Origin of the sequence: Sorangium sp. So ce590, from assembly GCF_051521365.1 — a bacterium.
Classification (GTDB): Bacteria; Myxococcota_A; Polyangia; order Polyangiales; family Polyangiaceae; genus Sorangium.
Genome location: NZ_CP150346.1, coordinates 5063454 through 5090162, shown reverse-complemented (window position 1 = coordinate 5090162; position 26709 = coordinate 5063454). Strand labels below are relative to the sequence as shown.

The window sequence follows — 26709 nt, the reverse complement described above, 5'->3', positions numbered from 1 at the left end:
AGCGGGCGAGGGGGGGTGACATGACCGTGCAAGGAATCGACATCGAGCGCGCCGCGAGCGCGCCCGAGGCGCCGGCGGCGCGGCACCCGGGAGGCCGCGTGCTCCTCGTGTACGCCGTCCTGCTCGCCGCGCTCGCGATGGTCGCCGCGGCCTCGCTCGTCCTCGGCACGGCGAGCCTCTCCGATATGGGCCTCCGGGCGACCCTGCTGACCCTGCGCGCCGCGCGCCTCGGGGCGGCGCTCCTCGTCGGCGCCGCGCTCGCCGTCGGCGGCGTCGTGGTGCAAGGCCTCTTCCGGAACCCGCTCGCTGACCCGTCGGTGCTCGGCACGACCGCGGGCGCGGTGCTCGGCGGCAAGGTCGCCCTCCTCGTCATGGAGCTCGCGGTCGCCGAGCGCTGGATCCGCGGGTTACCCCCCGATCTTGTGCTCCCGGCCGGCTGCCTCGCCGGCGCTGTCGTCAGCCTGGGGCTCGTGCTCGTGCTGGTGCGCGCGCCCGGGGATCTCCTGAGCATCCTCCTCGTCGGCTTCCTCCTCTCCTCGCTGTTCCTCAGCCTGGGGAGCCTCGCAACGAGCCTCGCGCAGGAGCGGTGGGAGCTCGGCCGCGCCGTCGTCGCCTTCGCGCTCGGCGGCCTGTCGGGCGCGAGCCCGCGACACGTCGCCCTGGCCGCCCCGCTCGTGCTCACCGGCGTCGTCGCCGCGTGGTTCTGGGGCAAGCCCCTCGATCTGCTCCTCTCCGGGGAGGAGGAGGCGACGTCGCTCGGCGTGGACGTTCCCCTGGTGCGCCGCTTCTGCATCCTCTGGATCGCGGTGCTCACCGCCGGCGCTGTCGCGCTCGGCGGCAACGTCGCCTTCGTCGGGCTGCTCGTGCCGCACGCGCTGCGGCCGTTCCTTGGCGTCGACCACCGGCGGCTGATCCCCATCGCGGCGCTGGGCGGCGCGGTCTTCGTCGCCTCGTGCGATCTCGTCGCGCGCCTCCTGCCCGCGCGCGGGGAGGTGCCGCTCGGCGTCATCACAGGGCTCATCGGCGCGCCGGTCTTCCTTGTGCTGCTCGCGCGCTCGCAGCGGGAGGCGGAGCGTGCCTGAGGCCATCGGCGTGTCCGGGCTGCGCGTCCGACGCGGAGGGCGCGTGGTCGTCGACGACGTGTCCTTCACGGCCCCCTTCGGCGGCGTGCTCGCCGTGCTCGGCCCGAACGGGGCGGGCAAGTCCTCGCTCCTCAAGGCGCTCGCCGGCGTCGTGCCCTTCGAGGGGGACATCCGGCTGAGCGGGCGCCGCGCGCGCGGGCTCCGCGCGGACGAGCGAGCGCGCCTCGCCGCGTACGTCCCGCAGCAGTCCGAGCTCCGCTCGCCGCTCACGGTCGCGAGCGTCGTGGCGCAGGGCCGCTATGCGCACCACATCGGGCGCGTGCGCGCCGCCTCGGCCGACGAGGACGCCGTCGCGCGCGCCTTGCGCCTGACCGACACCGCGCCGCTCGCCTCCCGCCCGTTCCCCGCGCTGTCGCACGGCGAGCGGCAGCGCGTGCTCCTCGCGCGGGCGATCGCGACGGAGGCCCGCATCCTCCTGCTCGACGAGCCCACCTCGGCGCTCGACGTCGGGCACGCCCTTCGCCTCTACGCGCTGCTCCGGCGTCTCGCGGCCGACGGATACGGCGTCGTCGTGGTGCTCCACCCCCTCGCGGAGGCGCTCGACTGGACCGACGCCGCCGTGCTCATGGACCGTGGCCGGATACGGCAGCAGGGAGAGACGCGTGACGTCATCCGCCCGGGCGCCGTGGAGTCGATCTACGACGTGCGGCTCGTTCCAGGCGGCGCGCTCGGCTTCCGCCTGCCCGTCGATCCGGACGCCCTCGGCGGGGGAGCGCCGTCATGAGCGCCGTCGCCTGGATGAACTACGGCGCGCTCGCCGGCGCGCTCGCCCTGTCGGCGGCCGCGGCCGCCCTGCCGCGCTCCTCCGACCCGCGGTCGCCGTCCGGACCGCAGGACACCGCCGCGCGCGCGCCCGGCGGCGTCGCGGCGAAGGCGAACCCGGCCGCGCTCGAAGATCATGCGGGAGCCGCCGTGGCGCTCCTCGATTTCCGCAGGATCGCGTCGGCGAGCTCGGTGGCGGACGCGCTGCTCGTGGAGCTCTGCGAGCCCGATCGCATCGTCGCGTTCACCGGGTACGGCGCGCGCCGCTCGCCGCGCGGCTACCGGTACGCCGGCAAGGCCCGCGTCGAGGACATCGCCGACATCGAGGCGCTCCTCGCGTTGCGACCGGATCTCATCCTCCTCAACGGTTACGGTGACCCCCGCCCGATCGCGCGCCTGCGCGAGGCAGGCCTGACCGTCTACGACCTCGGCCCCATGCGCGGGCTCGCCGCCCTCGTCCGCAACGCGCACGAGATCGCCGCGCTGGTCGGCCACCCCGAGCGCGGCCGGCGGTTCGCGACGGCCCTCGCGCACGGCATGGCCGCGGTGGCGGCCGATATCCAGCCTCCGCAGCGCCGTCGCGGCATGTACCTGAGCGGCTACGGCGGTCGCCTCTTCGGAGGCACGGCGGGCACGAGCTACCACGACGTGCTCGCCTCGGCGGGGCTTGTCGACGCGGCCGCGAGCGCGCACCGCGACTGGCCGGAGTACACGCCGGAGCAGATCCTGACGCTCGACCCCGATGTCCTGGTGACGAACGCCGGAATGCGAAGGGTCCTGTGCGGACAGGCGGGTCTCGATCGGCTCCGCGCCTGCAGCGCGGCCGGCGGCGTCGTCGAGCTCGACGACGCGCTCCTCGGCGATCCGGGGCCGGCCATGCTCGACGCCGCCCGGATCGTTCGAGCGGCCGTCTATGGCGCTCCCCCTGCGCTCGGGGGCGGCGAGTAGCTCGTGTGCAACCCTGCCACCCTGGAGATCGGACAAGACAAGATGAGTGATGACGTGGCTGAGCGCTCGACCGAGCGCAATCTCGACGGAACGACGACGGAGTACTTCGATGTCCCGCCGGCGGAAGAGGCGTATCGTGAGCTGGTGAGGGTCCTGTTCGAGGACCACTGGAGCGCCATCGATTTCGGCCCGTGCCTCCAGGGCGCCGTGTTCGAGCTCCGGTTCGCGAGCAAGCCCCGGGTCGGTTACCTCGACGGCTACTTGACGATCGGGCCGGACGAGCCCGGCGCGTGGCACTTCCACCTCTGCGTCGGAGCCCACAAGGGGACGAAGGCGCGGCCCACGCCGCCGGAGCTCGCGCGATGGCGGCAGTGCGCGCGCGCCGCATTTTACTGCGATCGCGACGCGGACGGGCGCCCGAGGAGCTGGGGATTGAGGCTCTGGAACGGCCGGAACGAGCAGATGATGACGGTGTTCTTCCCGAACCCGTGGCTCGACCAGGAGCGCATGAAGCCCGTCAAGGAGCCCGACTGGTCGAGGCTCGCGCTCTGGATGGACCTGCGCGCGCGCTTCGCGGGCGTGCCGGCCGAGCCCGCGCCGGTCGATGATCCTCGGCGCCCGCGGATGTGCGGATAGCGGCAACGTCAGCTCGCCCGGCGGCCTGAGCGAGGGGCCCCGGATCCATCCTTTCTGTCGCCGCTCGCCTGCCGGCGCCTCGTCGGCTGGGCTGGTAGCACGATCTTGAAAGATCGTGCTACCAGGCTCGACCGTGTGTTACGGCGCGGCCCGCCTGGCTGGGCAAAGGGGCTGAAATGACCTCCCGATGGGTGTGGATCGCGGGTGCGATGGTTTCCCCCTGTCGCGTTCCTCGGCTGCGCTGACGAGGGCGAGCCTGTCGACGACCTCTGGCGCAGCGCGCGGGAGGTCAGATCCTCGGTCGAGGAGCGACCCCGGCCCTCCGGCGGCGGACCGGAGGCGCGTCACCGGCCCCGCAACAGCCGGCCGATCAGCTCAGTCGTCCTGGCCGGATCCCTCCGCCCCGTCGCGCACGCCCTGCACACGCACGCGACGCCCCGCGCCTCCTGGGGGACCCGATCGAGCACCGCTGCGGGTATCGACACCTCGAAGCACCAGCATGTCGGCGCCCCCCCGGCCACCCCGCACGCATTGGCCTCGTCGCAGAGCGGACACCGCGACGTATCGATGTCGGCACCCGTCACGTCGTCACGCCGGCGAGCCGCTGTCGAGCGAGCCGCGCCGCCTCCACCATGTTGACCAGGGCCGCCTCGACCTCTTCCCAGCCGCGGGTCTTGAGCCCGCAGTCCGGGTTCACCCAGAGCTGATGGCCGGGCAGCACGCGCGCTGCGACCTCGAGCAGATTGACCATCTCGTCGAGGGTCGGCACGCGCGGCGAATGGATGTCGTAGACGCCCGGGCCGATCTCGTTCGGATAGCGGAAGCGCGCGAAGTCGGCGAGGAGCTCCATCCTGGAGCGCGACGTCTCGATGGAGAGCACGTCGGCATCCATCGCGGCGATGGAGTCGAGGATGTCGCCGAACTCCGAGTAGCACATGTGCGTGTGGATCTGGGTCTCGTCGCGGACTCCGCTCGTGGCGAGCCGGAACGCGTCCACGGCCCATCGCAGGTAGGCTCCCCAGGCGTCGCGGCAGAGGGGCAGCCCCTCGCGGATGGCCGGTTCATCCACCTGGATCATCGCGATGCCGGCGGCCTCGAGGTCGGCCACCTCGTCCCGGAGCGCCAGCGCGATCTGCGCGCACGTCTCGCTGCGGGGCTGATCGTCGCGCACGAAGGACCACTGGAGGATCGTGACGGGCCCCGTGAGCATGCCCTTCATGGGCCTCGCCGTGAGCGACTGCGCGAACGTGGACCACGGGACGGTCATCGCGGAAGGGCGCGACACGTCCCCGAAGAGCACGGGCGGCTTCACGCACCTCGAACCATAGCTCTGGACCCACCCGTTCTCGGTGAACGCGAAGCCGGCGAGCTGCTCGCCGAAGTACTCCACCATGTCGTTGCGCTCGAACTCGCCGTGTACGAGGACATCGAGCCCGATAGCCTCTTGCCTCTTCACGCAGCGCTGCGTCTCGTCCTTCAGGAATCGCTCGTACTGCTCCGACGTCATCCGACCAGCGCGCAGCGCGGCGCGAGCGCCGCGGACGTCGCCTGTCTGAGGGAACGAGCCGATCGTCGTCGTGGGGAACGCCGGGAGGCCGAAGCGCGCGCGCTGCTTCGCCGCCCGCTCGGCGAACGGCGACGCCCGGCGCAGCATCCCATCGTTCACTGCGTCGACCCGCGCGCGGACCCCCGGGTTCCGGGTCCGCTGCGAGGCGCGCCGCGCGGCGAGCGCGCTCCGCGCTTCGTCGAAGGCCGCCGAGCTGGGCGAGCTCGTCGCGGCGGCGTCGGCGAGCGCGCGGAGCTCGGCGAGCTTCTGCGCGGCGAAGGCCATCCAGCGGAGCAGCTCCGCGTCCAGCTTCTTCTCGACGGAGAGGTCGGCGGGCACGTGGAGCAGCGAGCACGAGGGCGCCACGAAGACCCTGTCCGGCCCGAGCGCCGTGACCGCGCGTCGGATCCGCCGGTGCGCGGCGTCGAGATCGGTGCGCCAGATGTTCCGGCCGTCGACCACGCCCGCGGAGAGGGACATCGACGGCGGGAGCGCCGCGAGCGCGGCGTCGAGCTGCTCCGGCGCGCGCAACAGGTCCACGTGGAGCGCATCGAAGCCCGACCCCGCGGCGAGCGCGAGGTTCTCGCCGAGCGCGCCGAAGTACGTCGCGAGGAGGACGCGCGGTCGCCGCGCGCACGCGGCGAGCCGGGCGAACGCCCTCTGGCAGGCGTCCCGAGCGCGCGCGTCCAGGTCCAGCACGAGGCACGGCTCGTCGATCTGGACCCACGCGACGTTCCGCTCCGCGAGCGTCCCGAGCAGCGCCTCGTAGACCGGGAGCAGCCGATCCAGGAGATCGAGGGGGCTGGCGCCGGCCGGCGACCCCGGCGCGAGCTTGGAGAGGAGCAGGAACGTGACCGGTCCGACCACCACGGGGCGGGTCTCGACGCCGAGCGCGCGCGCCTCCTCGAGCTCGCCCACGATCTTCGACGCTTCGAGCTCGAACTGCTGACCAGGATCGAGCTCGGGGACGATGTAATGGTAGTTCGTGTCGAACCACTTCGTCATCTCCAGGGCGGCGACGTCGACGCCCGCGGCGCGGTCCTGGAGACCCCGCGCCATCGCGAAGTAACGAACGAGAGGATCGGGGATGGCGCGATAACGCGCCGGCACCGCGCCGACAGCGACCGTCATGTCGAGCATGTGGTCGTAGAGCGAGAAGTCGTTGCTCGGGATCTGATCGATGCCCAGCGACCTCATCGCCGACCAGTGCCGGCGACGGAGCGTCGACGCCGTCGCCTCGAGCTCGCTCGCCGGCGAGCTCTTCGACCAGTGGCTCTCGAGCGCTTTCTTCAGCTCTCGAGCGATGCCGAAACGCGGATAACCTAGACACGTTGCGAGCACGGACATGGGAGTCCCTTTCTCCTTTTCAGGATTGTGCGATCGATCGGAACGGTGGGACGCTCGTCGGCTTCCCGTGCGTGTCGAGCGCGACGAGGACGAAGCGGCCGCGGGTGGCGAGCTGCCGATCTCCGCTGATCAGATCCTCGGCGTAGAGGCCAACCTCCACGGTCATGGAGGAGCGCCCGGTGGCGGCGATGCTCGCCACGAGCTCGACGAGCTGACCCTGCCGCACAGGCACATGGAAGTCGACCTTCTCGCTGCTCGCGGTCACCACCGCGCGGCGCGCGTAGCGCGAGGCGAGGATGAAGGCCGCCTTATCCATGAGGGCGAGCGCCTGTCCGCCGAACAGCGTCCCGTAATGGTTCGTCTGCCCGGGAAAGACCATCTCGACGAGCCGAGCCTCGGTGATGAGCCCGGCCTCGATGCGCTCGATCTCAGAAGGAGGCATCGAGGACGACCTCCCCGGAGACGCCGACCTGATAGGCCGACACGCGGCGCTCGAAGAAATTCGTGACCTCCTGGACATCCTGCAGGTCCATGAAGGAGAACGGGTTCTTCGCCCCGTAGCGCTTCGGCATGCCGAGCGTGACGAGCCGCTGGTCGGCGCAGAACTCGAGGTAGCGGCGCACGTCGCGCGCCGACATGCCCGCGACGCCGGCGCCGAGGAGATCCTCCGCGAACCGTGCCTCGCAGTCGATCGCCTCATCCATCATGTCGGCGATCGACCGCGAGAGGCCGGCGTCGAAGAGGTCGGGCTCCTCGCGCCGCACCGTGCTCACGACCTCGAACGCGAAGCGCATGTGCGCGCTCTCGTCGCGGAAGACCCAGCTCGTCCCCGCGGCGAGCCCGTGGAGCAGGCCGCGCGAGCGCAGGAAGTACACGTACGCGAACGCGCCGAAGAAGAAGAGCCCCTCGACGCACGCGGCGAAGCAGATGACGTTGAGGAGGAACTGCCGCCTCGCGGCGCGCGAGTCCAGCCGCCCGAGCGACTCGATGGAATCGATCCATCGCATGCAGAAATCGGCCTTCGCCCGGATCGATGGGATGCTCTCGACGGCCGCGAAGGCGCGGTGACGGTCCTCCGGATCGGGGATGTACGTGTCGAGGAGCGTCAGGTAGAACTGGACGTGCAACGCCTCTTCATAGAGCTGCCGCGACAGGTACATCCGCGCCTCCGGGGCGTTGATGTGCCTGTACAGGTTGAGCACGAGGTTGTTCGCCACGATGGAGTCACCCGTGGCGAAGAACGCGACGAGGCGCTGGACGAGGTGCCGCTCCGCGCCGGTCATCTTCCGCAGGTCGCCCACGTCCGTCGAGAAGTCGACCTCCTCCACGGTCCACGTGTTCCTGATGGCGGCGCGGTACATCTCGAAGAAGACCGGATAGGCCATCGGGCGCAGGGTGAGGCAGTGGCCCGAATCCAGGAGGCGCGCGGGGCGGCTCAGGCGGCTCATTGGCAGGCCTCGCACGCTTCGGGGTTCTCGAGCGCGCACGCCACGTCCGCGGCCGCCTTCGCCGCGGGCACCCACCCGCGCTCGGGGTGCGGCTCGGCGCCGCCCCCGGGCGTCCGGTCCGGCGCCGCGTCCACGGTGGCCTTGGTGATGCGCGTCGCGGGGCGCGATCGCAGGTAGTAGGTCGTCTTGAGGCCCTTCTTCCATGCGTGGAAGTACATGCTCGACAGCTGACCGATGGTGGGGGTCTCGACGAAGAGGTTCAGCGACTGGCTCTGATCGATGAAGGCGCCGCGATCCGCGGCCATGTCGATGAGCGAGCGCATCGGGATCTCCCACGCCGTCCGGTACACGGCGCGGACCTCCTCCGGCAGCTCGTCGAGGCCCTGGGCCGAGCCCTCCGCGAGCTTGAGCCGCGCGCGCACGGCGTCGTTCCAGGCGCCGTGCCGCTTGAGCTCCGCGACCAGGTAGCGGTTCATCTGCAGGAAATCCCCCGAGAGCGTCTCGCGCTTGAAGAGGTTCGACACCTGCGGCTCGATGCACTCGCAGCAGCCCGCGATCGACGCGATCGTCGCGGTCGGCGCGATGGCGACGAGCAGCGAGTTCCGCAGCCCCTCGGCGCGGACGCGGGCGCGGAGCGCCTCCCAGCGCGCCGTGTCCTCCGGGACGGAGTCCCACGCGTCGAACTGGAGCTCTCCGCGCGCGGCGCGCGTCTCGTCGAACGACGGGTGGGGCCCCTTCTCGGCCGCGAGGTCCGCGGACGTCGAGAGCGCGTGATAGTACACCTCCTCCGAGATCCGCCGCGAGAGGTCGCGCGCGGCCGGGGCGTCGAAGGGCAGACGCATCTGGAAGAACACGTCTTGCAGCCCCATCAGCCCGAGCCCCACCGGCCGCCAGCGGAGGTTCGAGCGCTGGGTCGAGGCGATGGGATAGTAGTTGAGGTCGATGACGCGGTCGAGCTGGCGGATCGCGCTCTGCACCGTACGCGCGAGCTTCTCGAGGTCGAACGCGACCGCGCCGTCTTCCCGCAGGGCCGTGTGGCGCGCGAGGTTGATCGAGCCCAGGTTGCAGACGGCCGACTCCTCCTTCGAGGTCACCTCCAGGATCTCGGTGCACAGGTTCGAGAGGTGGACGGTGCGGCCCGGCAGCGCCGTCTGGTTGCACGCGCGGTTCGACTTGTCCTTGAACGTCATCCAGCCGTTGCCGGTCTGCGCGAGCGTGCGCATCATCCGCGCGTAGAGCTCGCGCGCCTTCATCGTCTTCCTGGCGAGGCCCGCCGCCTCGGCCTCGGCATAACGGCGCTCGAACTCGTCTCCGTAGAGATCGGGCAGATCGCGCACGTCCTTGGGATCGAACAGGCTCCATTCGCCGTCGGCCTCGACCCGCTTCATGAAGAGGTCCGGCACCCAGCTCGCGAGGTTCAGGTTGTGCGTGCGCGCGGCCTCGTCGCCCGTGTTGTCGCGCAGCGCGAGGAACTCCTCGACGTCGGCGTGCCACGGCTCGAGGTAGACGCAGCAGGCGCCCTTGCGCTTGCCGCCCTGGTTCACGGCCGCCACCGACGCGTCGAGCGTCTTGAGCCACGGCACGATGCCGCTGGAGTGCCCGTTGGTGCTCTCGATGAGCGAGCCGCGCGACCGCACGCGGTGGTAGGCGAGCCCGATGCCGCCCGAGAACTTCGAGAGCATCGCGACGTCGGTGTAGCGCTGGTAGATGGTCTCGAGGTGGTCCTCCGGCGAGTCGAGCAAGAAGCAGCTCGAGAGCTGCTCGTGGCCCGTGCCCGCGTTGAACATCGTGGGCGAGCTCGGGAGGTAGTCGAGCGACGAGAAGAGCCGGTAGAGCTCGATGGCCTGCGCCGCCGTCTCGGACAGCGCGCACGCGATGCGCAGGAAGAACTGCTGCGGCGTCTCGACGACGAGGCGCGTCTCGGGGTGCTTGAGCAGATAGCGATCGTAGAGGGTCCGCAGGCCGAAGTACTCGAGCTCGTTGTCCCGCCCCGGCTCGATGGCGTCGTTCAGCTTGCGGGCGTTCTGCGCCACGAAGCCGTGGAGTCGCTCGTTGATGAGGCCGAGCCGCCGCCCGACGGCGATGGACTGCGAGAAGGCGTGGATCTCCTGGTTGCGGACCTCCTTGTCGATATAGGTGGCGAGCAGGCGCGCCGCGAGCTTCGCGTACTGGGGCTCATCGGCGATGAGCGAGGCCGCCGTCTGGATGGAGAGCTGATCGAGCTCGCGCGTCGTCGCGCCGTCGTAGAGGCCGCTGATGGTCTTTGTCGCGACGCGGAGCGCGTCCACGTCGGACAGGCCGGCGCAAGAGCGGCTCACGGCCCGGACGATCTTGTTGACGTCGACAGGCTCGCTCGATCCGTTCCTCTTCTTCACCCGCATCGTCGTGTGTGGGAGTGCGTCCTCGGCGCCGCGGGTGCTCGTGTGGGGCGTGTGGAGCGCGCGCAACGGCGCCGCGCCGTTGCTCCTCATCGACGTATCGCTCAGCATGGCAATCCTCCTCGTCGTGCTTCGTTCGGAGCGGTCCCGGACCGCTCGCGTCGATGCCGCGAGAGCGAAGAAGCCAGCCGATGCGCACGGGGCGCGTGCTCTTCAGGAGAGAGCCTTCGGACCGACCGCTCGCCCCCGCGGGCGAAAGGAAGACGACGCGGGAGGGGGTCGGAACCGGGACAAGCGCGAGAGTCGGCGCCAGCTCGGACCTACCGCCCTCCCACGAGGCTTCCAGGTCAAACCGGCGCGGGATGTCTCCCCGACGCAGGATGTTGGCAGGTCTTCGGACTTGCGAGCGCTCCGGCTCTCGCCGGGTTCCTACGGTCCACCGCTTCCCAGCCCGGAGGCCAGTGCTCGTCGTGGAGATCGTTCTCGCTTACCGCTGCGGGGCAGCCCCGGATTCGCACCGGGTTCCCTTTTGAGCCCCGGACCGAAGCCCGAGGCACCAACACGAGGCACTACATATTGTGGTGCGGGCCTCCGGTCAAGCGAGATGTTGGGGGTGGACCGGCATTTCCCCGTTCTGCTTTCCTTACTGCTTCCTGGTTCCTTGGCGTCATTGCGGTTCGCTTCCCGGCCGACTTCCCGCAGCAGAGGTAAAGCTAGGGGCAGGACGCGTTTACGATCGCCACGGCGTCGAGATCGAAGATGCCCGTTGCGCCGGTCAAGTCCGGCCGATCGGTGATCCGCACGTAGCGCGCGAAGCTGAGCTCGAGATCGGCGAGGTCGAATGCATCGCCGCCCGCGACCTCGGGGTCGGTCGGATCGATGGAGCTCGTGTCGGGGTTCGCGAGCACGGGGTGCCAGCCGGCGCAGGAGCCGTAGGGGGCCGCCGTGGCCGTGCACGGGAAGGCTATCCAGTCGACGCCGTTCTGGCTCACCTCCACGGTCGCGAGCTCGGCGAACACGGTGGTCGGGCCCGTCTGGAACGCGTTCTCGAAGACGATGAAGTCCGGTCCTGGCCTGTCGAGGATGAGATTGCCCGAGAAGCCGAAGGTGACGGTGCCGCCGTTGCCGAGAGACACCACGTCGGTCGAGCCAGCGCAGCAACCCCCGCCCTTGGGAGGACCGAAGGCGATGCCCGGGAATCTGTCCTGCCCATAGGTCTGGCCCGGCCCGAAGAGGTGGCTTACCACCTCGGAGGCGAACACCGTTTCCGCGCCCGTGCAGCCCTCGCCGCCGCCGCCGCCGCCGCCGCCAGCGCCGCCGCCGCCAGCGCCGCCGTCACCAGCGCCGCCGTCACCAGCGCCGCCCGCCCCGCCTGTACCCCCTGCGCCGCCGGTGGCGTGCTCTCCGCCAGTGCCGCCGTCGCCCCCGGCACCCCCAGCGCCGCCGTCGCCCCCAGCGCCGCCCGAGCCGCCGGTGCTCGTCGCGCCGCCCGCGCCGCTCCCGGCGTCGCTCGACGACGTGGTTGCCCCGCCGCCCGATCCGGTGGCCCCTCCCTGACCGGCCGCGCCGCCGAATCCCTGCGCGGCCGTTCCTCCCATTCCCCCGGACCCGCTCCCGGACGGCGAGTCCTCCGAGGAACAGGCGATGATCGTGAGAACCGACAGAAGCACGCTCGCGCGCGCGATGCGAAACACCATGAGACCTCCGAGGGCGGGCGCGCGACGCGTCGGAACGCGCCCGACGCGTCGCGCGGCCCGCGTGCTGATCAGTAGAACGGCGCCGACGTACCGTAGCGCGCGGAATGGATGTTATAATCGGTGCTGTTGATGCTCCCATCCCCGTTGAAGTCGGCGTGCTGGTTGTATCCGGAGTTGCCCAGCTGGGTGTTCCACGCCGCCATCAGGATGTTGTAATCGTCCGTGTCCACGTCGTCGTCGTTGTCGAGATCCGCGTCCGCGATGTTCCCGAAGCCGTCGCCGTCGGTGTCGCGCTGGTTCGAGTTCGCGGTGAGGTAGGCGTTGTCCGCGCCGTCGGGCACGCCGTCGCTGTCGGAGTCCGGCGCGCCGTCGGGGAAGTACAGCGTCACCTTCGGCGTCACCCAGGTTTCCCAGAAGTCCGAGGCGCTTCCGGCCGAGTAGCACTGCCCCGCGGGGGACGAGTACTCGTCGCCCGACGGGTTCCAAACGATCGCCAGGGCGCTCGTGTGGCCGACGAACGCGATGGGCGAGGTCGTGCTGTCGTCCTCGCAGACGTCCGGCGCGAGCTCGAGGTACTGCGACGAGCTCGCCTCGTTCACCGGCGTCTGGCTGCCCCCGACGACGCTCGCGACGACGCTGGCGCGGATGAGCGCGGCGTAGCCGTTCTCGCTCGCGCCGCCGACGCCGAACGCGTCTCCGCCGCCCACATGCAGGGTGTCGTCCTCGTCGAAGCCGAGCGCCGCCGCGTTCAGCACGTTGCTCGCCAGGAGCGAGCCCTCGCTGCCGCCATACGCGTAGGCGTTCCACGTGCCATTGATGACGCCCTGGACGTCGGCCGCCGCCCAGATCCGGAGCTCTCCTGTCCGGTTGGGCGAGGTCAGATGGCCGATCCCGGTGACGAGGTTGCCCTCGGAGTCCACGGCGATCCCCGCGGAGGCGCCGGGGATGCTCGTGATCAGCGGGATCTCCGTGATCGGCGACGCGGTCAGATCGAGGGCATAGACGCCGCTCGTGTAGCCGCCCGGGCCGCTCCAGCCGCCGTTGATGACGAGCGCCTCGTTCCCGTACCAGGCCAGGTCGTAGTAGTCGACGTCGAGCTCGATCACGTCCACGTGGCTGAGCAGGTCCGGCGGCGAGGTGATGCTGAGGATGGAGCTCGGGAACACGAGCAGCGGCGCCCCGTACCCGACCCCGAGCGCGATCGTGCTGCCGTCCGGTGAGATGGCGAGGAAGCTCGGATCCATCGGCCCGTCGCTCAGCGTCGCGACGGGCACGTAGGCGCTCGAACCATAGTTCTTCTGGAGGTACACGGTCTGATCGTTGGCGGCGAGGAGCCGGCCGGCCAGCTCGTAGCCATCGATCTCCTGGGCTGTCGTGGGGAACCCATCCAGGGCCACGGACCACCCGCCGGCGATGGCGGGAAGGTCGAACGTATACGACGTGTTCCCCGCGTACTCGTCGAAGGCGTCAGCGAACACCGACGGTGAGAGCAGGAGGAGCGCTGCGGTGACGGAAGACGCGACAATGCGCATAGGGACTCTTTCCTTTCTACTTCTGCTGCAACAGGAGAGGAGCGTGCCTGCGCCCCCCTGTCGCGCTCGAGAGCTGAGCTGTCTCCATCGGGCGACGAAGCGCGCGTGATCGCGCTCCGGCGCGACGACGCGCACGGGGGATACGTTGTGTTGATCCTCGACCGGAAAGGCTCAGCGCGACGTCTCTCGTCGTCGGCTCCGCACGGATCGACGCCAGAGCGCTCGGTACGAGGACGCGAGGCGCGGAGGAGCCAGCTGCGACGCGCGAGGGCGCTGAACCTTCGAGATGATCATCGGACCGACCCTTCGTCCCCGCGGACGATTGCGAAAGAAAGCTCGGGGAACGGGTCGGAACCGGGACCGGCGCGAGAGTCTCGCGCCAGCTCGGACCTACCGCCCTCCCACGAGGCTTCCAGGTCAAACCGGCGCGGGATGTCTCCCCGACGCAGGATGTTGGCAGGTCTTCGGACTTGCGAGCGCTCCGGCTCTCGCCGGGTTCCTACGGTCCACCGCTTCCCAGCCCGGAGGCCAGTGCTCGTCGTGGAGATCGTTCTCGCTTACCGCTGCGGGGCAGCCCCGGATTCGCACCGGGTTCCCTTTTGAGCCCGGGGCCGAAGCCCGAGGCACCAACACGAGGCACTACATATTGTGGTGCGGGACTCCGGTCAAGCGGGATGTTGGGGCTGCGCCCGGACGAGCGGGGCGACGACCGCGCCATGCCGCGCCGCGCGCGTCACGGCGGGGATGCGCTCACGCGTCGCGCTCCCGGAGCTCGTTGTCGAGGCGCTCGTCATACTCGTCATACTCGTCGCGAAGGGCCGCCGCGGTGGCGCCCCTGGATGGACCCGTCTGCGCTGCGTTGCGCCTCCACGAGCGCAGCAGGGCGAAGACCCCGAGCAAGGCCACCGCGATGCCCAGCATCAATCCAAGCGCGACCTTGCCGAGGGTGCCTGACGAGGGCGCCGCGCGGAGGCGGTCGCCATAACGTGCGACGAGGTCCTGCTCGACGGCGCCGGCCGCCTCGCCCTGGCGGAGGCGCGCGCGGATCTCGCGGCGAAGATCGCGCGCCACCTCCGATTCGTGGACATCAAGCGTCTGATCCCAGCAGCAAGGCGCGAGCAGGCGCCCTGCGAGCGCCCGCTCGCCGGGCGCCGGCGTCGTGTCCACGAGCTCGGACGCAGCCTGGCTGGGCGTCGCGGGCTCGGCCCTGCCGCTCATCGCCACGCCCGCGACGAAGGCGACCAGCGCCGCCGCGCGGCGCCAGCGCGCGCCGCGCAGCGACCGGAGGTGCAATGGCGAGCTCACCTCGCGGACCCCGTGCGCGGTACGGGCCGAGTCATTCGCCGACCTGCCGTGCTCTCGCTGGATCATCGTGAGACAGCCTAGCGGGGCCGTCCGCCAGGGCTCTGCGACACGATGTCGCGCTCGTCGCGGCGCGCCCGCGTGCGGCCCGAAGGGCGGGATATCGCTGCATCGTTCGATGAGGTGCGACAGCGTGACGCACTGCCGGCGTGCGCCTCGACTCCCTGCTTGCTGGTCCCAGCTCTTCTGCGCAGCGCCCGTCTCCATGGCTGCGGGGGCGTGTGCCTGGACGGGTGGGCCCGGAGGGGCGCCGTGCCTGTGCCGAGCGTCGTGCCGGCGGGCGGGCGGCCGGCGGCTGGCGGCGCCCCCTGGAACGGGTCACAAACCGGTCCATGCCGCTCGGCGAAGCGCTCCTCGCGGATCCGGTCGACGACCTCATCGCGCTCCTGCGCGGCAAGCGGTTCGTGGCGCTGACGGGGGCGGGGTGCAGCACCGAGTCCGGCATCCCGGATTACCGCGGGCCCGAGACGCGGCGCCGCGCGCGCAACCCGATCCAGGGGCGGGAGTTCTCGCGCTCGGCGGAGATCCGGCAGCGCTACTGGGCGCGCGCGGTGATCGGCTGGGAGCGCTTCTCCCGCGCCGAGCCCAACCCTGCGCATCGCGCCCTCGCGCGGCTCGAGCGGGACGGGCTGCTCGAGGGCCTCATCACGCAGAACGTCGACGGCCTCCATCTGGCCGCCGGCAGCCGCCGGGTCATCGAGCTGCACGGCACGCTCTCCGAGGTCGCCTGCCTCGCGTGCGGCGCGATGGAGCCGCGCGCCGCCCTCCAGGCGCGGCTGCTCGCGCGGAACCCCGGCTGGCTGCGCCTCGCGGCCGACATCGCCCCCGACGGCGACGCCGATCTCCCTGCCGAGCACGTGGCCGGCTTCCAGGCGCCCCCCTGCCTGCGCTGCGACGGCCCGCTCAAGCCGCGCGTCGTCTTCTTCGGCGAGAACGTGGCGCGGCCGATCGTCGACGCGGCGTTCGCCCTCGTCGACGCGGCGGACGCGCTCCTCGTCGTGGGCTCGTCGCTGGCGGTCTTCTCGGGTTACCGCTTCGTGCTGCGCGCCGCGCAGCGGGGCATCCCGATCGCCATGGTCAACCTCGGGTCGGCGCGCGGCGAGGAGCTCGGCGCGCTGAAGATCGAGGCCCGGGCGGGCGACGTGCTGCCGCGCCTTGCCGAGGCGCTGGCCGGCGCGTCCTGGCCGTGGTGAGGGCGCCGCGCCGGGGTCAGTCGCGCCGGTACATCACGTCGGAGCGGAGCACGTACTTGCACCCCCGCGTCACGGCGGCGCCGCGGTGGAGCCGCCGGTGCTCGAACACGAGGGCCATCCCGCGCTGCGGGGTGATGCTCCGGCCGCCCCAGAAGTCGGTCGTGCCGCCCTCGAAGTCGTCGTTCAGGTAGAGCATCGCGGTGAACAGGCTCCGCTCGCCGTCCGAGCGCAGGAACGACCCGTCGCCGTGCCAGTTGAAGTACTCGCCCTCGGTGTACCGGTAGAAGCGGAAGCGCTCGTTCAGCCCGACGGCGCGGTGGTGGCACCAGCGCGGCGGGGTCCACGGCGCGAGCCGCTCCCAGAGGCTCATGGCGAGGGCCGGATCGTCGAGGAGGATGCGGCCGTTGTTGCGCACCTCGAGGTTCACGACGTCGGTGCCCCCGATCGGCGCCTGCTCGAAGCCCCGAGCCTCGGCGAGTGCGATGAAGCCATCGCACTCCTCGGGCGACAGGAGGTTCGTCACCGTGAAGATGCGGAGGTCGTCCGCGTGGGCGGTCCGCTGGGCGGGTCGTTCGGCGTGGATCGTGCTGCTCATGCGGGAACCCTGCGTCGCGGCGGGCCGGATCCGGAAGGGCGGGACCGGGCAGGACCGGGCAGCGCGGTGGACAGGAGGGCAGGGCATCGCCGAACATCGAGGGCTCGCAGCGATGGCACAGGTCCCCAGGGCGGGCCGCGGCGCGGAGCCCGCGGCGCATTTCAACCACGCGCTCCTGCTGCGGGCGCGGCTCGAGCTCGACCTGACGCAGGAGCAGGTCGCAGCGTCGATCGGCGTCGATGTGCGGACCTACCGCCGCTACGAGTCGGGCGCCGTCAACGACCCGCGGCTCGGCTTCTCGGTCCGGAGCCCGTCCCGCCGGCGCATCCTCGAGCGGCTCGGCGCCGAGCTCGGCCTCGCCGAGGCCGACCTGCTCGTCGCCGGGGCGGGGGAGGCGCCCGCCGGCGCAGCAGAGGCGCCCAGCGGCGCAGCAGAGGCGCCCGCCGGCGCAGCAGAGGCGCCCAGCGGCGCAGCAGAGGCACAGGCGCCGGCGATCGCGCCCGCGGCGGCGAACGGAGCCGCCCCGGCGTGGCGCCCGCTGCACGCGCACACGCTCCAGCGGGCGCGGCACTTCGTCGGGCGCGGGGAGATCCTCGATCGGCTCGCCGCGTGGGCCGGCGCCTCGCCGCCCTCCCCCCGCGTGATCGCGCTCCTCGGCGTGGGCGGTGCGGGCAAGACCGCGATCGCCGAGCGCTTCCTCCGGGGGCTCGGTGACGCCCCGCGGCCCGGCGGCGTGCTCGTCTGGAGCTTCTACGACGATCCCAGGACCGAGGCGTTCCTCGACCAGGCGGCGGCCTACTTCGCGCCGGGCCCCGGCGCCCCCGGCGCAGCGCCGCCGCGGCCGCCGGCGGCGCCCGGCGAGCAGCTCGCGCGGCTGAAGGAGGCGCTCGGGCAGGGCCCGCCGCACCTGCTCGTGCTCGACGGCCTCGAGACCGTGCAGGCCGAGGGGGGCGCCGGCCGCGCGCACGGCGAGCTCCACGACACGCTCCTCCGGCGGCTGCTCTGCGCGATCGCCGCGGGGCTCGGCGGCGCGCGGGCGCTCGTCACGTCGCGCTTCGAGCTCGCGGATCTGGCCGCCTGGGCCGAGGGCGGGCTCTCGACGATCCGGCCGGAGTCGCTCGGCGAGGGCGACGCCGCGTCGCTGATGCGCCGCTGGGGCATCCAGAGCGACGACGACGCCCTCCGCGCGCTGTTCGAGAGCACGGGCGGCCACGCGCTCTCGGTCGCCGTGGTCGGCTCGTACGTGGGCGCGTTCCTCGGCGGCGACGCGGGGCGGCTCTCCGCGGCGCGCGCGGCGCACCTCGCCGAGGCCGAGCGCGACGACGTCCTCGCCCGCCGGCTGAGCTCGGTGCTGTCGGCCTACGCGCGCGCGCTGCCCCCGGGCGAGCGGGACCTGCTCGCGCGCCTCTCGGTGTTCCCGGGCGGCGCGGGCGAGGCGGCGCTGCTCCAGCTGGTCCGGGCGGGCGGCGAGATCGCGGGCGCCATGGCGGGGTGGGGCGCCGCGGAGCTCGCCCGCGGGCTCGCGCGGATCGAGCGTCTCGGGCTCGTGTTCGCGGCGCGGCAGGGCGAGCGCTGCTACTCGACGCACCCGTTCGTGCGGCAGCACTTCAAGTCGCTGCTCGGCGTGCCGCCGGATCGCATCCACGCCGCCGGGAGCGCCGCGCCGCCGCCGCGCCTCGACGAGGCGCCGCGCCGGGCCCCGCGGGAGCGCCGGGCGGTCGACGCGTACGAGGCCATCCTCACCGAGCTGCTCGGCGCCGGGCGCGCGACCGAGGCGTACGAGATCTACGCGCTCGGCCTCGGGGGCTTCGCGCACCTCGGGCTGCAGCTCGGCGACATGGCGCGCGGCGCCCGGCTCCTGCGCGCGTTCGCCGGCGGCGACGATCCTCGCGGCATGCCGGCCTCGCTGCCCGCGCGCGTCCGCGCGTCGCTCGCGTACGACGCGGGCCTCTACGCGGGCGCGCTCGGCGATCTCGCGTTCGCCTGCGCCTGCTACGAGGCGCACAACGAGATCGCCGGGGCGCTCGCCGACTCGGCGCCGCTCGCGACCGGCCTGCGCACGCTCGCGTACACGGAGCGGCTGCGGGGCAACCTGACGGAGGCGCGCCGCCTGCTAGAGCGCTCGGCGGAGATCGCCGGGAGCGTCGCGCGCGCCGCGGACCAGGCCCACGCGGTACGCGCGCTGGCGCTGCTCGGCGCGGTGCTGCACGACCTCGGCGAGGTCGACGCGGCGGGCGAGCGCTTCGCGCTCCTGCGTGCGATGGGCGACGCCCCGGTGGCGCGCCGCGCGCTCTGGGAGGCGGAGCACGCCTTCGCGCTCGGGCGCCGGGACGAGGCGCGCGAGGCCACCGAGCGGAACCTCGCGGCGTGCCGGCGGCGCGGCTGGGAGGGGCACGTGGCGCACGGCCACACGCTGCTCGGCCTCGCGCTGCTCGACGGCGGCGACGGCGGCGACGGCGACGTCGCGTCGGTCGAGGCGCACCTCGTCGAGGCGCGCCGCTGGGCCTCCGCGACGGGCGAGGTGGAGGTCGCGCTGCGGTGCCACGAGCTCGCGGCGCGGATCGCGCTCGCGGCCGGCCGGCTCGACGAGGGCGCGCGGCAGGCGCTGGAGGGGCTGCACGTCGCGGAGGCGTGCGGGTTCGGCCCGTTCCGCGCGCGGCTCGCGGTGGTCGCCGCGCGGTGCGCGCTGGCCCGCGGCGCGGGGCAGGCGGCGTCTGCGGTGGCGCTCGCCGGCTCGGCGGTGGCGTGGGCGGGCGAGGACGCGTGGGCGAGGGCGGACGCGCTGCACTGGGCGGGCGTGGCGGCGGCGCGCGAGGGGGACGTGCCGCGCGGGCGGGAGCTGCTCGCCGAGGCGGCGGCGCTGCGGGGGCGCCTGCGCCATCCCGAGGCGGCGGCGTCGCGGGAGGCGCTGTCGCGGCTCGGGTCGACCCCGGAGAGCGAGGCGCGGTTCAGGTAGGCGGGTCAGGCCGCCGCCGTCGTCCCGCGCCGCGGCAGGCGCTGCAGGATGTCCGTCGTCTCGGCGCTGGCCTTGAGCCCGGCGAGGCGCTTCTCGACGTCGCGCTTCAGCACGGCCGCCATCACCGGCTCCAGCACCGGCGCGAGCACCCGCGGGCGCGCCGTGAAATTGTAACGGAAGGTGACGCGGGTCCGCCGCGGCGAGAGCGCCTTGAAGAGCCACGCGCCCGAGAACTGGCGGAAGATCCGCGGCCCGTCGACCATGGTGATCGCCACCTGCTCCGGCGGGTTCAGGGTGATGTAACGGGCCTCCATGGACAGCCCGTTCTTCGCCCGCACCCACACCCGCACATCGACGGCCGGCTCGGTCGCGCCGTCGCGGTAGCGCATCTCGCGGAGGAACGGGTCCCACTCGAGCCGGAGATCGTGGTCCTGGGACAGCGCGAAGAGCTCGTCGGGAGCGGCGTCGATCTCGGCGGTGCTCTGGATCGTGGGCATGGCGCTCAGGATAGGGCCGCGGGGATCGCGATGGCGAGCGCGCGCTGCGACGGCTGTTCAGGTCGCCAGCCACGCAGCCGAAGTGAGCTGGCGCGGTCCGCGGGGATAGGGGGATAGATTGAGCATCACCGACGCACCCCCCAAATTCAAGCCGCCTCGCCGGGATCTCCGCATGTTCCTGAACATGGTCTCCCAAGATCCTGGATGCTCCCTGCCGGGGGGTAGGTTCTTGACTGCCATGAATGGGTGTAATGCCGCTGGTGCCGCAGTGTCGCAGCACACCGCTCACGCATTGCACACCTTCACCTGGCCAACCCACAACTCAGGAATGATCTGTGCGCTGCGATCAGCAGCCTGCCACCTGCCGCACCGGTCGAACTCGGCCCGTTTCCTGCATCGTCATGGGCGCAACGTCGCGCCCACGGGCGCAACCGAAGAGGGAAGGAGCCGACAAATGAACCACGTGAAAATTCTTGGCCTCATCGCTGTCAGCGCAGGAGTGTGCGGGATCTCTGCGCTTGCTTCTGCGGCGAATACGGTGCCGATCGACAACCTGAACCTCGTCGAGGAGACAGCAACGCCACCATCGCCTGACAACGAGCGTTACGCCTACCGGCCGGCTGTCGGCTACTACCGGCCGGCTGCCGGCTACTACCGACCGGCTGCCGGCTACTACCGGCCGGCTGCCGGCTACTACCGGCCGGCTGTCGGCCACTACCGGCCCTATCGGCGCTAGGAAAGGTATGGGCCCTACCGTGATGGGCACGGAGTTGGGCGCGGCCATCACGGAATGCCGGGTCCGCTTTGCCGAGCGCGGAGTCGAACATCGCGGGCGATTGCGCTGAGACATCGCGCGTCAGGCGTCGCCGTCCGACCGCGGCCTGCTCTGCGGCCCGGTGGCAACGCATTGGACACGTGGGTGGCGAAAGCGGGTGGCACGCCGCGCGCAATACGGCTCCACGGGGGTGAGCTCCATGGCCGAGACAGGAAACATGGAAAAGCGCGTGCTCTTCGTGCTTCCCGCTGCCGCGATCCATCTCGGGCTGGTGATCGTGCTGGGGGTGCTGCATGTGCGCTTGCCGTACGGAGGTTGGGTGGAGCGTGCGGTGGGCTATTATGGCGCGCTCTCCGGGGCCAGCAGCGCGTATTCCTTCTTTGCTCCGAGCGTCGGGCCCCTGCCCTGGGCCACCTTCCAGGTCAGGGATCGCGCGGGAACGCTGACGACCGAGGTGCTGGAGACAGGAGCGAGCCGCGAAGCGGACCTCCGCGTCAAAAATATCATCGGTATGTACTGGGATGAGCAGGACCCGGCCGTGAGGCGCTCCCTGGTTGCGTCCTGGGCAGCGAAGGTGTTCGCCAAGCACCCAGAGGCGGACAGCGTTGTTGTCCGGCTCGAAAGCTACGACCTGCCCTCGATGGCGGAGTATCGCGCGGGCAAGCCGCCGCAGTGGGTTGTCGAATATCAGGCCAAGTTCAACCTGAAGGCGCAGCTCGCTACCGGCGAGATCAACAAAGAGGCGACGCCATGAGGCAGCGGACCTGTACCCTGCGCCTGCCGAATGCTCGAGAGGCAGCTGAGCGCCTGTGGGGCTCGATGGGGCGATTCGCGCTCGCTCCCGCGTCGGCGCGGCCCCTGGCAGCGCTCCGGATAGGGCTCGCGTCGGTCCTCTTGGTGCAGGCGGCGCTGATCGCGCCCATCGCTTCCGAGCTGTACTCGCGTTCGGGCATCGTTCAGGGACGGCTCCTCGACGGGGCTGGCGCGATCGGTTTCCCCCGGATCGGCCACCTCGTGAATGCACTTTCGCGCTTCGGGGTCGGTGAGAGCTCGGTGATCGCTGGAGTGGGTGTTCTCTACGTGCTGTCGCTGGCTGGCCTCCTGCTCGGCTGGAGGACGAGGTTCTCCGCGGCGTGCGCTTGGTTCGTGCATTTCACGTTGATGATGACCGCGGAAAGGACGAACTACGGAGCAGATCAGTTCGCGAACATCTTCCTGTTCTACCTCATCTTCATGCCTTCTGGCGCCGCGCTGTCGCTCGATCGTGTCTTCGGACGAGCGCCGCCTGAGCCGAGCGCGACTGCGCGTCTCGCGCTGCGGGTGGTACAGCTGCACCTTTGTCTCGTCTACCTTTCGAGTGGTGTGGAAAAGGCATTGGGCCCAGCGTGGTGGGACGGCGACGCGGTGTGGCGATCGCTCATGCTGCCCGAGTACCGGCGGTTCGATTTTTCGTGGCTCGCTCACCACGCCTGGATCGCCGTGGCCGCGGGGTGGATGGTGCTGCTCGTGGAGATCGGGTACCCGTTCTTCATCTGGCCACGTCGGACCCGGCGACTCTGGGTAGCAGCCACGGTCGGATTGCATGTTGGAATCGCGGTCTTCATGAGGCTCGATATCTTCGGCGCCATCATGTCGGTGTTCACCATTGCCGCGTTTGGCGTGAAGGCGGACCCTCGACAGGCGCGAGCGCCCTCGGCTGTGGGCGCTCTTCACGGACGAACGGGATCGGTGCACGACGTCATCGGGTCGTCAGAGCGCTAGTCGGGTAGGCCGGCGCAGGTGCGCGCCGATGAACAGGAACACCTGGCCCCGGTCGGCGCCGTCGTCCTCCAGGGCCCCCTCCGGCAGCGGCGGGCCGTAGGTCGTGCGGCGCCGGAGCACGCGGTGGATCCGCACCGTGTCTCCGCCCCCCAGCGCGTCGCGCGGGTTCGCGCGCCGGATGTGCGAGCCCGGCGGGGTCTTGTACCCCTTCGGATCGTCACGGTACAGGAAGGCGTTGTTGCGCGTCGGGTCGGCGCCCAGAGCAGCCTCGTCCTTCTCCGGGCTGAGCGCCAGCGGCGCGCCGCTCCGCCAGCGCTCGGGCTGTCCGGAATTCCGCGGTTTGCAGCGAGCGCCAACCTCTTCCTCGGGAGTCGCCGAGTTCGCCTTCAGGAACTGACGGAAAGCCGGGGTCCCCGTGGGACAGAGGCCGGGAACCATCGAGTATCGGATATTCCCGGATACCTTCGTCAAGGTGGTCGGACACTACCCTCCGGGAGGCGCGCCCCAAGTCGAGGCAAGAGGACCGCGTGCTCTTGCGCTTCTCGTCCGTGAGCTGCAGATCCTTCAGAAGACGCCCGATGTAGGGGGTTACATGCCATGAGATGCCTCCCGAGCCAGCCGTTCGGCCACCGCGGATAGCCGAACAGAAAATGATGTACACCTCGGGGAAGCATTATAGTACGAAAACAGCCACCGGTCACGAAAGCGAGATGATATGAGCCGGACACGGAATTGCGCCGATATTCGACCGCTTGCAGAGGCGCTGCCAAGAGCGGACGAAGAGATAGAGGCAGGGAGATTCGGTACGGTGCTCCCCAGGTCACGCGGGTTCACGCTCATCGCCAAGGTCATACCAGGACGGGAGGATGTGGTCCGCGCACACGGTAAGACCCTCGAAAATCTGATAAAGGATCAACCCATGGCGCTCGCTCCGCTTGCGCTCCATTATTTGCGCTGGGCCACCTACAAGGAAGGTGACACCACGTGGTTCCTTTATATCGGCTTCTTCGACACGGATTTCGACAAGTATATAGAGGACGCGGTGCTGCTCTTCAAACAGGCAGGCCTCAACACGATATTCGAGCAGCTCGAAGGCTTTCCGTTGGACTGGAAGGAAAATCCTGCCTCGTTCGCCAAGTTCGCACGTGAGCACGCAGCTGAGCCATTCATGGAATACGCGGAGTATCCGGACGCCACCGGAGTGGAGGTGGTCAAGGCGCTCAAAGTCAAGTGCGCCCTTTCCACGATGCTCGACCAGATGCAGTGAGCTCATTCTCTGGTTGCGAGACAGGGAGCAGAATTCCCGTTCCTGTCGCGATTGACCTGGAGATTTTCTGGAGAAACCTCGCGCTAAAATGGAACCAATCGCGATGGAGGAGATCGATGCCCGAGTCAGTCAGCGGCCTGCTCGAACTGGATGACATACAGAGCGGGGTCTTGCGCCCACGGCCTGCGCCGTACGTGGCGACGTACCTCTTGCTCCGCATCGACGACCGCAAGGCAGGGCGGGAGTTGATGAGGCGGCTCAGCAATGTGGTGGCCTCGGCCGCCCACCGCGAGAGTCCGGCGGCCGATACTTGGGTGAGCGCCTCGCTCACCTTCCAGGGCCTCAAGGCGCTCGGCGTGCCGCAGGAGTCGCTCGATAGCTTCGCGTGGGAGTTCCAGCAGGGGATGGCCGCGCGCGCGCGCCACCTGGGAGACACCGGCGATAGCAGCCCTGAGCACTGGGAAGCACCGCTCGGAACTCCAGACGTCCACGTCGTGATCACTGCGCTGTCGCCGGACGCGCACGGCCTGGAGGCGGCGCTTGAGCGCGCTCGAGAAGCGATCCAGGCGTTGCCGGGAGTTGCGTTGATCTGGCGCCAGGATTGCTATGCGCTGCCCGGTCCAAGGGAACACTTCGGGTTCCGGGACGGCATGAGCCATCCCGCGATCGAGGGCAGCGGCATTCCGGGAACCAACCCGGCGCAGCGTCCTCACAAGGCAGGTGAATTCGTCCTGGGCTACCCGGACGAGCTGGGCGGCACCCTGACGCCCCAGCCCGAGGCACTGGGCCGCAACGGGACCTACGTGGCTTTTCGTAAGCTGTACCAACGCGTGGCGCTGTTCCGCCGATACGTGAAGGAGAACTCTCTCAGCCCGGACGACGAGGAGCTTCTAGCGGCAAAGATGATGGGGCGCTGGCGGAGCGGTGCGCCCCTGGCGCTCAGCCCATCCAGCGACAATCCCGAGCTGGGAGGCGACCCGCTACGCAACAACGCATTCCTCTATGGAGACGACCCGACAGGCTTCAAGACTCCTCTCGAATCACACATTCGCCGAGTGAACCCACGAGACTCGAGTGTGGCGGGCATAGTCGGCCTGCACCGGATGATCCGGCGTGGAACGGTCTATGGTCCTCCGCTCGCGGAAGGGGTTCTGGAGGACGATGGTGTCGACCGGGGGTTCATATTTGCCTTCGTTGGAGCGCACCCGGGGCGGCAGTTCGAATTCGTGCAAACGGAGTGGGTCAACAGCGGCGCTTTCATCGGGGCGGGCAACGCCAAGGACCCCATCGCCGGATCGAATGAGGGGGACGGCGACTTTACAATTCCACGACGCCCGATCCCGCGGCGCCTCCACGGATTGCCGCGGTTCGTCGTGACAAGGGGCGGTGAGTACGCATTCATGCCGGGGCTGCGAGCCCTGCGATGGCTCGCTGATCTCCAGACATGAGCTGCGCTTTCACCTGACGATGGAACGAGACGGTCGGTCCCGCAGGATGTGATGTGCGCCGCCGTACCAATGATGCTGGCGTGCGTTTTGCGGATGTTCGCGGATGGAGGAGCTCACAAGGTGGCACGGCCGCGATCGCCGTCGGAACGTGCACGAGGAGGCAGACGATGCCAGCCCACGCGATCAAGCCAATCGGGCTCTTTTTGGGGTTGCTCCTCTTGGGGATCGGGATCGCGCCGGGCGTACGCGCTTCGACCCTCCGGACCACGTCCGGAGACATCGCCGTCTCCAATCTGGAGAGCTCGCTCCGCGCGGCCTGGAGCGACTATCTCCGATTCGCCCGAAAAAACGGCGCGCCGGATCGCATCGTCCAGATCGAGCAGTTGAAGGCGCAGTTCCTGGGCGACATAGAGTCACCGGATCGCCTCGATCACCTTGCCGCAGAGCTCCGTCGCCATGAGCCCGAAGCCGGCGAGACCTACCTGCTATCGGCGAGGATCGCGGCGTACTTGCATCGATTCGAGGAGGCCGAAGCCGACCTCCGCCAAGCCGGGCGCCGCGGCGTCCTGGCGGCCATGACCGAGCCGGTGCGGCTCTCGATCCAGCAAGCGACCGGCAAGCATCTGGCGGAGGTATTGGCTGTGCGTCGCAGAAGGGCGCAGACCATCTCCGGCATCGACGAGCTCCTCCCCCTTGCGGCCTTGCTGGTGGACCTCGGCGAGTACGAGGAGGCGGACCGCGTGTATGCACGGGCGCTCGCCCAGTACCGCGATGTCTCCCCGTTTCCGCCGGCGTGGGTCTGCTTCCAGCGCGGGGTGCTCTGGGGCGAGCGCATGCCCGCGCCGCAGCCCGAGAGAGCTCGGCGCTATTACGAAATGGCGCTGGCGTACTTGCCGACTTACGTTCCGGCGCGCGTCCACCTCGCCGAGCTCTACGCCAGGCGCGGCGCTCTCGCCAAGGCGGAGGCGCTCCTCACCCCCGGGGCACGCCGCGGCGACCCGGAGTCCAGGTGGCGCCTTGCCCAGGTCCTGAAGGAGCAGGGCCGCGCCCAGGAAGCGCAGGAACAGTTGCTTGGGGCCAGGGCCTCCTACGATCGGCTCCTCGCGCGGCACGAGCTCGCCTTCGCCGATCACGCCGCCGAATTCTACCTCGGTGACGGCAATGACGTGCTCAAGGCGCTGTCGCTGGCTCGCCGCAACCTGGCCAACCGGCCGACGCTCCGCGCCTTCGAGTTGGCCCACGAGGCCGCCGTCCGCGTCGGTGAACGACGACTCGCCGCCAATCTGCTCGCCGAGGCCCAGGCGCGCCTGGGGAACACGAAGGCCTTTCAGGGGTCTCCTCTCTCGCGCAAGAACCGATCAACGGAGAAGAACCCCCATGTGCCACAGGCCCACATCAAGTGAAGCGGTCGCCCGCCGC

Annotated in this window: 22 protein-coding genes, 1 pseudogene and 2 riboswitches; of the genes and pseudogenes, 12 read left to right on the top strand and 11 right to left on the bottom strand. The window is 70.6% G+C overall.

From position 1 onward, the window contains the following. Positions 1-20 precede the first annotated feature (20 nt). The 4 genes from WMF28_RS19210 to WMF28_RS19195 are packed head-to-tail and all read left to right on the top strand — an operon-like array spanning position 21 to position 3488. Entirely contained in the window at positions 21-1082 is a 1062-nt protein-coding gene (locus WMF28_RS19210) for a FecCD family ABC transporter permease (protein ID WP_437603694.1), read from the top strand. Next, positions 1075-1866 (top strand): ABC transporter ATP-binding protein, encoded by a 792-nt coding sequence (locus tag WMF28_RS19205; RefSeq protein ID WP_437603693.1) that lies wholly within the window; start codon positions 1075-1077, stop codon positions 1864-1866. Before WMF28_RS19210 ends, WMF28_RS19205 begins: the two co-directional genes overlap by 8 nt. Further along, positions 1863-2852, top strand: coding sequence for an ABC transporter substrate-binding protein (locus WMF28_RS19200; RefSeq protein ID WP_437603692.1), 990 nt, complete (start codon positions 1863-1865; stop codon positions 2850-2852). The genes WMF28_RS19205 and WMF28_RS19200 overlap by 4 nt, the downstream gene beginning before the upstream one ends. A 54-nt stretch (positions 2853-2906) precedes the next feature. Continuing rightward, positions 2907-3488, top strand: a complete 582-nt coding sequence (locus WMF28_RS19195) for a DUF7676 family protein (protein ID WP_437603691.1) — start codon at positions 2907-2909, stop codon at positions 3486-3488. 344 nt (positions 3489-3832) lie between these two features. On the opposite strand, the gene WMF28_RS19190 is transcribed toward WMF28_RS19195, so the two are convergent. From WMF28_RS19190 to WMF28_RS19155, 8 genes are all read right to left on the bottom strand, one after another. Beyond that, positions 3833-4072, bottom strand: a complete 240-nt coding sequence (locus tag WMF28_RS19190; RefSeq protein ID WP_437493289.1) for a cysteine-rich CWC family protein — start codon at positions 4070-4072, stop codon at positions 3833-3835. Next, complete coding sequence (gene metE / locus WMF28_RS19185) at positions 4069-6381, bottom strand: 5-methyltetrahydropteroyltriglutamate--homocysteine S-methyltransferase (protein WP_437603690.1); 2313 nt, start codon at positions 6379-6381, stop codon at positions 4069-4071. The genes WMF28_RS19190 and metE overlap by 4 nt, the downstream gene beginning before the upstream one ends. Positions 6382-6400: 19 nt before the next feature. Beyond that, positions 6401-6823, bottom strand: a complete 423-nt coding sequence (locus WMF28_RS19180; RefSeq protein WP_437493285.1) for an acyl-CoA thioesterase — start codon at positions 6821-6823, stop codon at positions 6401-6403. Continuing rightward, complete coding sequence (locus WMF28_RS19175) at positions 6810-7829, bottom strand: ribonucleotide-diphosphate reductase subunit beta (RefSeq protein ID WP_437603689.1); 1020 nt, start codon at positions 7827-7829, stop codon at positions 6810-6812. Before WMF28_RS19175 ends, WMF28_RS19180 begins: the two co-directional genes overlap by 14 nt. After that, positions 7826-10318, bottom strand: coding sequence for a ribonucleoside-diphosphate reductase subunit alpha (locus WMF28_RS19170; protein WP_437603688.1), 2493 nt, complete (start codon positions 10316-10318; stop codon positions 7826-7828). The genes WMF28_RS19175 and WMF28_RS19170 overlap by 4 nt, the downstream gene beginning before the upstream one ends. A gap of 257 nt (positions 10319-10575) precedes the next feature. Continuing rightward, positions 10576-10783: riboswitch (cobalamin riboswitch) on the bottom strand. A gap of 137 nt (positions 10784-10920) precedes the next feature. Continuing rightward, positions 10921-11904 carry a hypothetical protein gene (locus WMF28_RS19165; RefSeq protein WP_437603687.1) on the bottom strand — a complete coding sequence of 328 codons (984 nt, stop codon included), beginning with the start codon at positions 11902-11904 and terminating at the stop codon, positions 10921-10923. A 68-nt stretch (positions 11905-11972) separates the two neighbouring features. Continuing rightward, entirely contained in the window at positions 11973-13436 is a 1464-nt protein-coding gene (locus WMF28_RS19160; RefSeq protein WP_437603686.1) for a hypothetical protein, read from the bottom strand. 438 nt (positions 13437-13874) lie between these two features. Next, positions 13875-14082: riboswitch (cobalamin riboswitch) on the bottom strand. A gap of 104 nt (positions 14083-14186) precedes the next feature. Next, complete coding sequence (locus WMF28_RS19155; RefSeq protein WP_437603685.1) at positions 14187-14807, bottom strand: cytochrome c-type biogenesis protein; 621 nt, start codon at positions 14805-14807, stop codon at positions 14187-14189. Positions 14808-15130: 323 nt separating this feature from the next. Here WMF28_RS19155 and WMF28_RS19150 point away from each other — a divergent pair, with 323 nt between their 5' ends. Continuing rightward, positions 15131-15991: an NAD-dependent protein deacetylase gene (locus tag WMF28_RS19150; protein ID WP_437603684.1), complete on the top strand. Its 861-nt coding sequence runs from the start codon at positions 15131-15133 to the stop codon at positions 15989-15991. A 16-nt stretch (positions 15992-16007) separates the two neighbouring features. On the opposite strand, the gene WMF28_RS19145 is transcribed toward WMF28_RS19150, so the two are convergent. Beyond that, positions 16008-16586: a prolyl hydroxylase family protein gene (locus tag WMF28_RS19145; protein ID WP_437603683.1), complete on the bottom strand. Its 579-nt coding sequence runs from the start codon at positions 16584-16586 to the stop codon at positions 16008-16010. A 112-nt stretch (positions 16587-16698) separates the two neighbouring features. On the opposite strand from WMF28_RS19145, the gene WMF28_RS19140 reads away from it, so the two are divergent. After that, positions 16699-19542, top strand: coding sequence for a helix-turn-helix domain-containing protein (locus tag WMF28_RS19140; RefSeq protein WP_437603682.1), 2844 nt, complete (start codon positions 16699-16701; stop codon positions 19540-19542). 5 nt (positions 19543-19547) lie between these two features. Here the strand turns inward: WMF28_RS19140 and WMF28_RS19135 are convergent, their stop codons facing one another. Beyond that, on the bottom strand, positions 19548-20039 hold the full coding sequence (locus WMF28_RS19135) for a type II toxin-antitoxin system RatA family toxin (RefSeq protein ID WP_437603681.1): 492 nt from the start codon (positions 20037-20039) through the stop codon (positions 19548-19550). A 454-nt stretch (positions 20040-20493) separates the two neighbouring features. Between WMF28_RS19135 and WMF28_RS19130 the strand changes: the two genes are divergently transcribed. From WMF28_RS19130 to WMF28_RS19120, 3 genes are all read left to right on the top strand, one after another. Then, complete coding sequence (locus tag WMF28_RS19130) at positions 20494-20775, top strand: hypothetical protein (protein WP_437603680.1); 282 nt, start codon at positions 20494-20496, stop codon at positions 20773-20775. Positions 20776-21013: 238 nt separating this feature from the next. Then, positions 21014-21568, top strand: coding sequence for a hypothetical protein (locus tag WMF28_RS19125; protein ID WP_437603679.1), 555 nt, complete (start codon positions 21014-21016; stop codon positions 21566-21568). Beyond that, positions 21565-22575 (top strand): HTTM domain-containing protein, encoded by a 1011-nt coding sequence (locus WMF28_RS19120; protein ID WP_437603678.1) that lies wholly within the window; start codon positions 21565-21567, stop codon positions 22573-22575. The genes WMF28_RS19125 and WMF28_RS19120 overlap by 4 nt, the downstream gene beginning before the upstream one ends. A 9-nt stretch (positions 22576-22584) precedes the next feature. Here WMF28_RS19120 and WMF28_RS19115 read toward each other — a convergent pair. Next, positions 22585-22980 (bottom strand): annotated as a pseudogene (locus WMF28_RS19115) (Dyp-type peroxidase); the annotation flags it as partial. A 310-nt stretch (positions 22981-23290) separates the two neighbouring features. Here WMF28_RS19115 and WMF28_RS19110 point away from each other — a divergent pair. From WMF28_RS19110 to WMF28_RS19100, 3 genes are all read left to right on the top strand, one after another. Further along, the gene (locus WMF28_RS19110) at positions 23291-23842 is read left to right on the top strand and encodes a hypothetical protein (protein ID WP_437603677.1); all 552 of its coding nucleotides are present in this window, start codon (positions 23291-23293) and stop codon (positions 23840-23842) included. A 116-nt stretch (positions 23843-23958) separates the two neighbouring features. Continuing rightward, a complete protein-coding gene (locus WMF28_RS19105; protein ID WP_437603676.1) occupies positions 23959-25290 on the top strand; it encodes a Dyp-type peroxidase in 1332 nt (443 codons plus the stop codon). 167 nt (positions 25291-25457) lie between these two features. Next, a complete protein-coding gene (locus WMF28_RS19100; protein WP_437603675.1) occupies positions 25458-26693 on the top strand; it encodes a tetratricopeptide repeat protein in 1236 nt (411 codons plus the stop codon). The last annotated feature ends 16 nt before the right edge of the window (positions 26694-26709 follow it).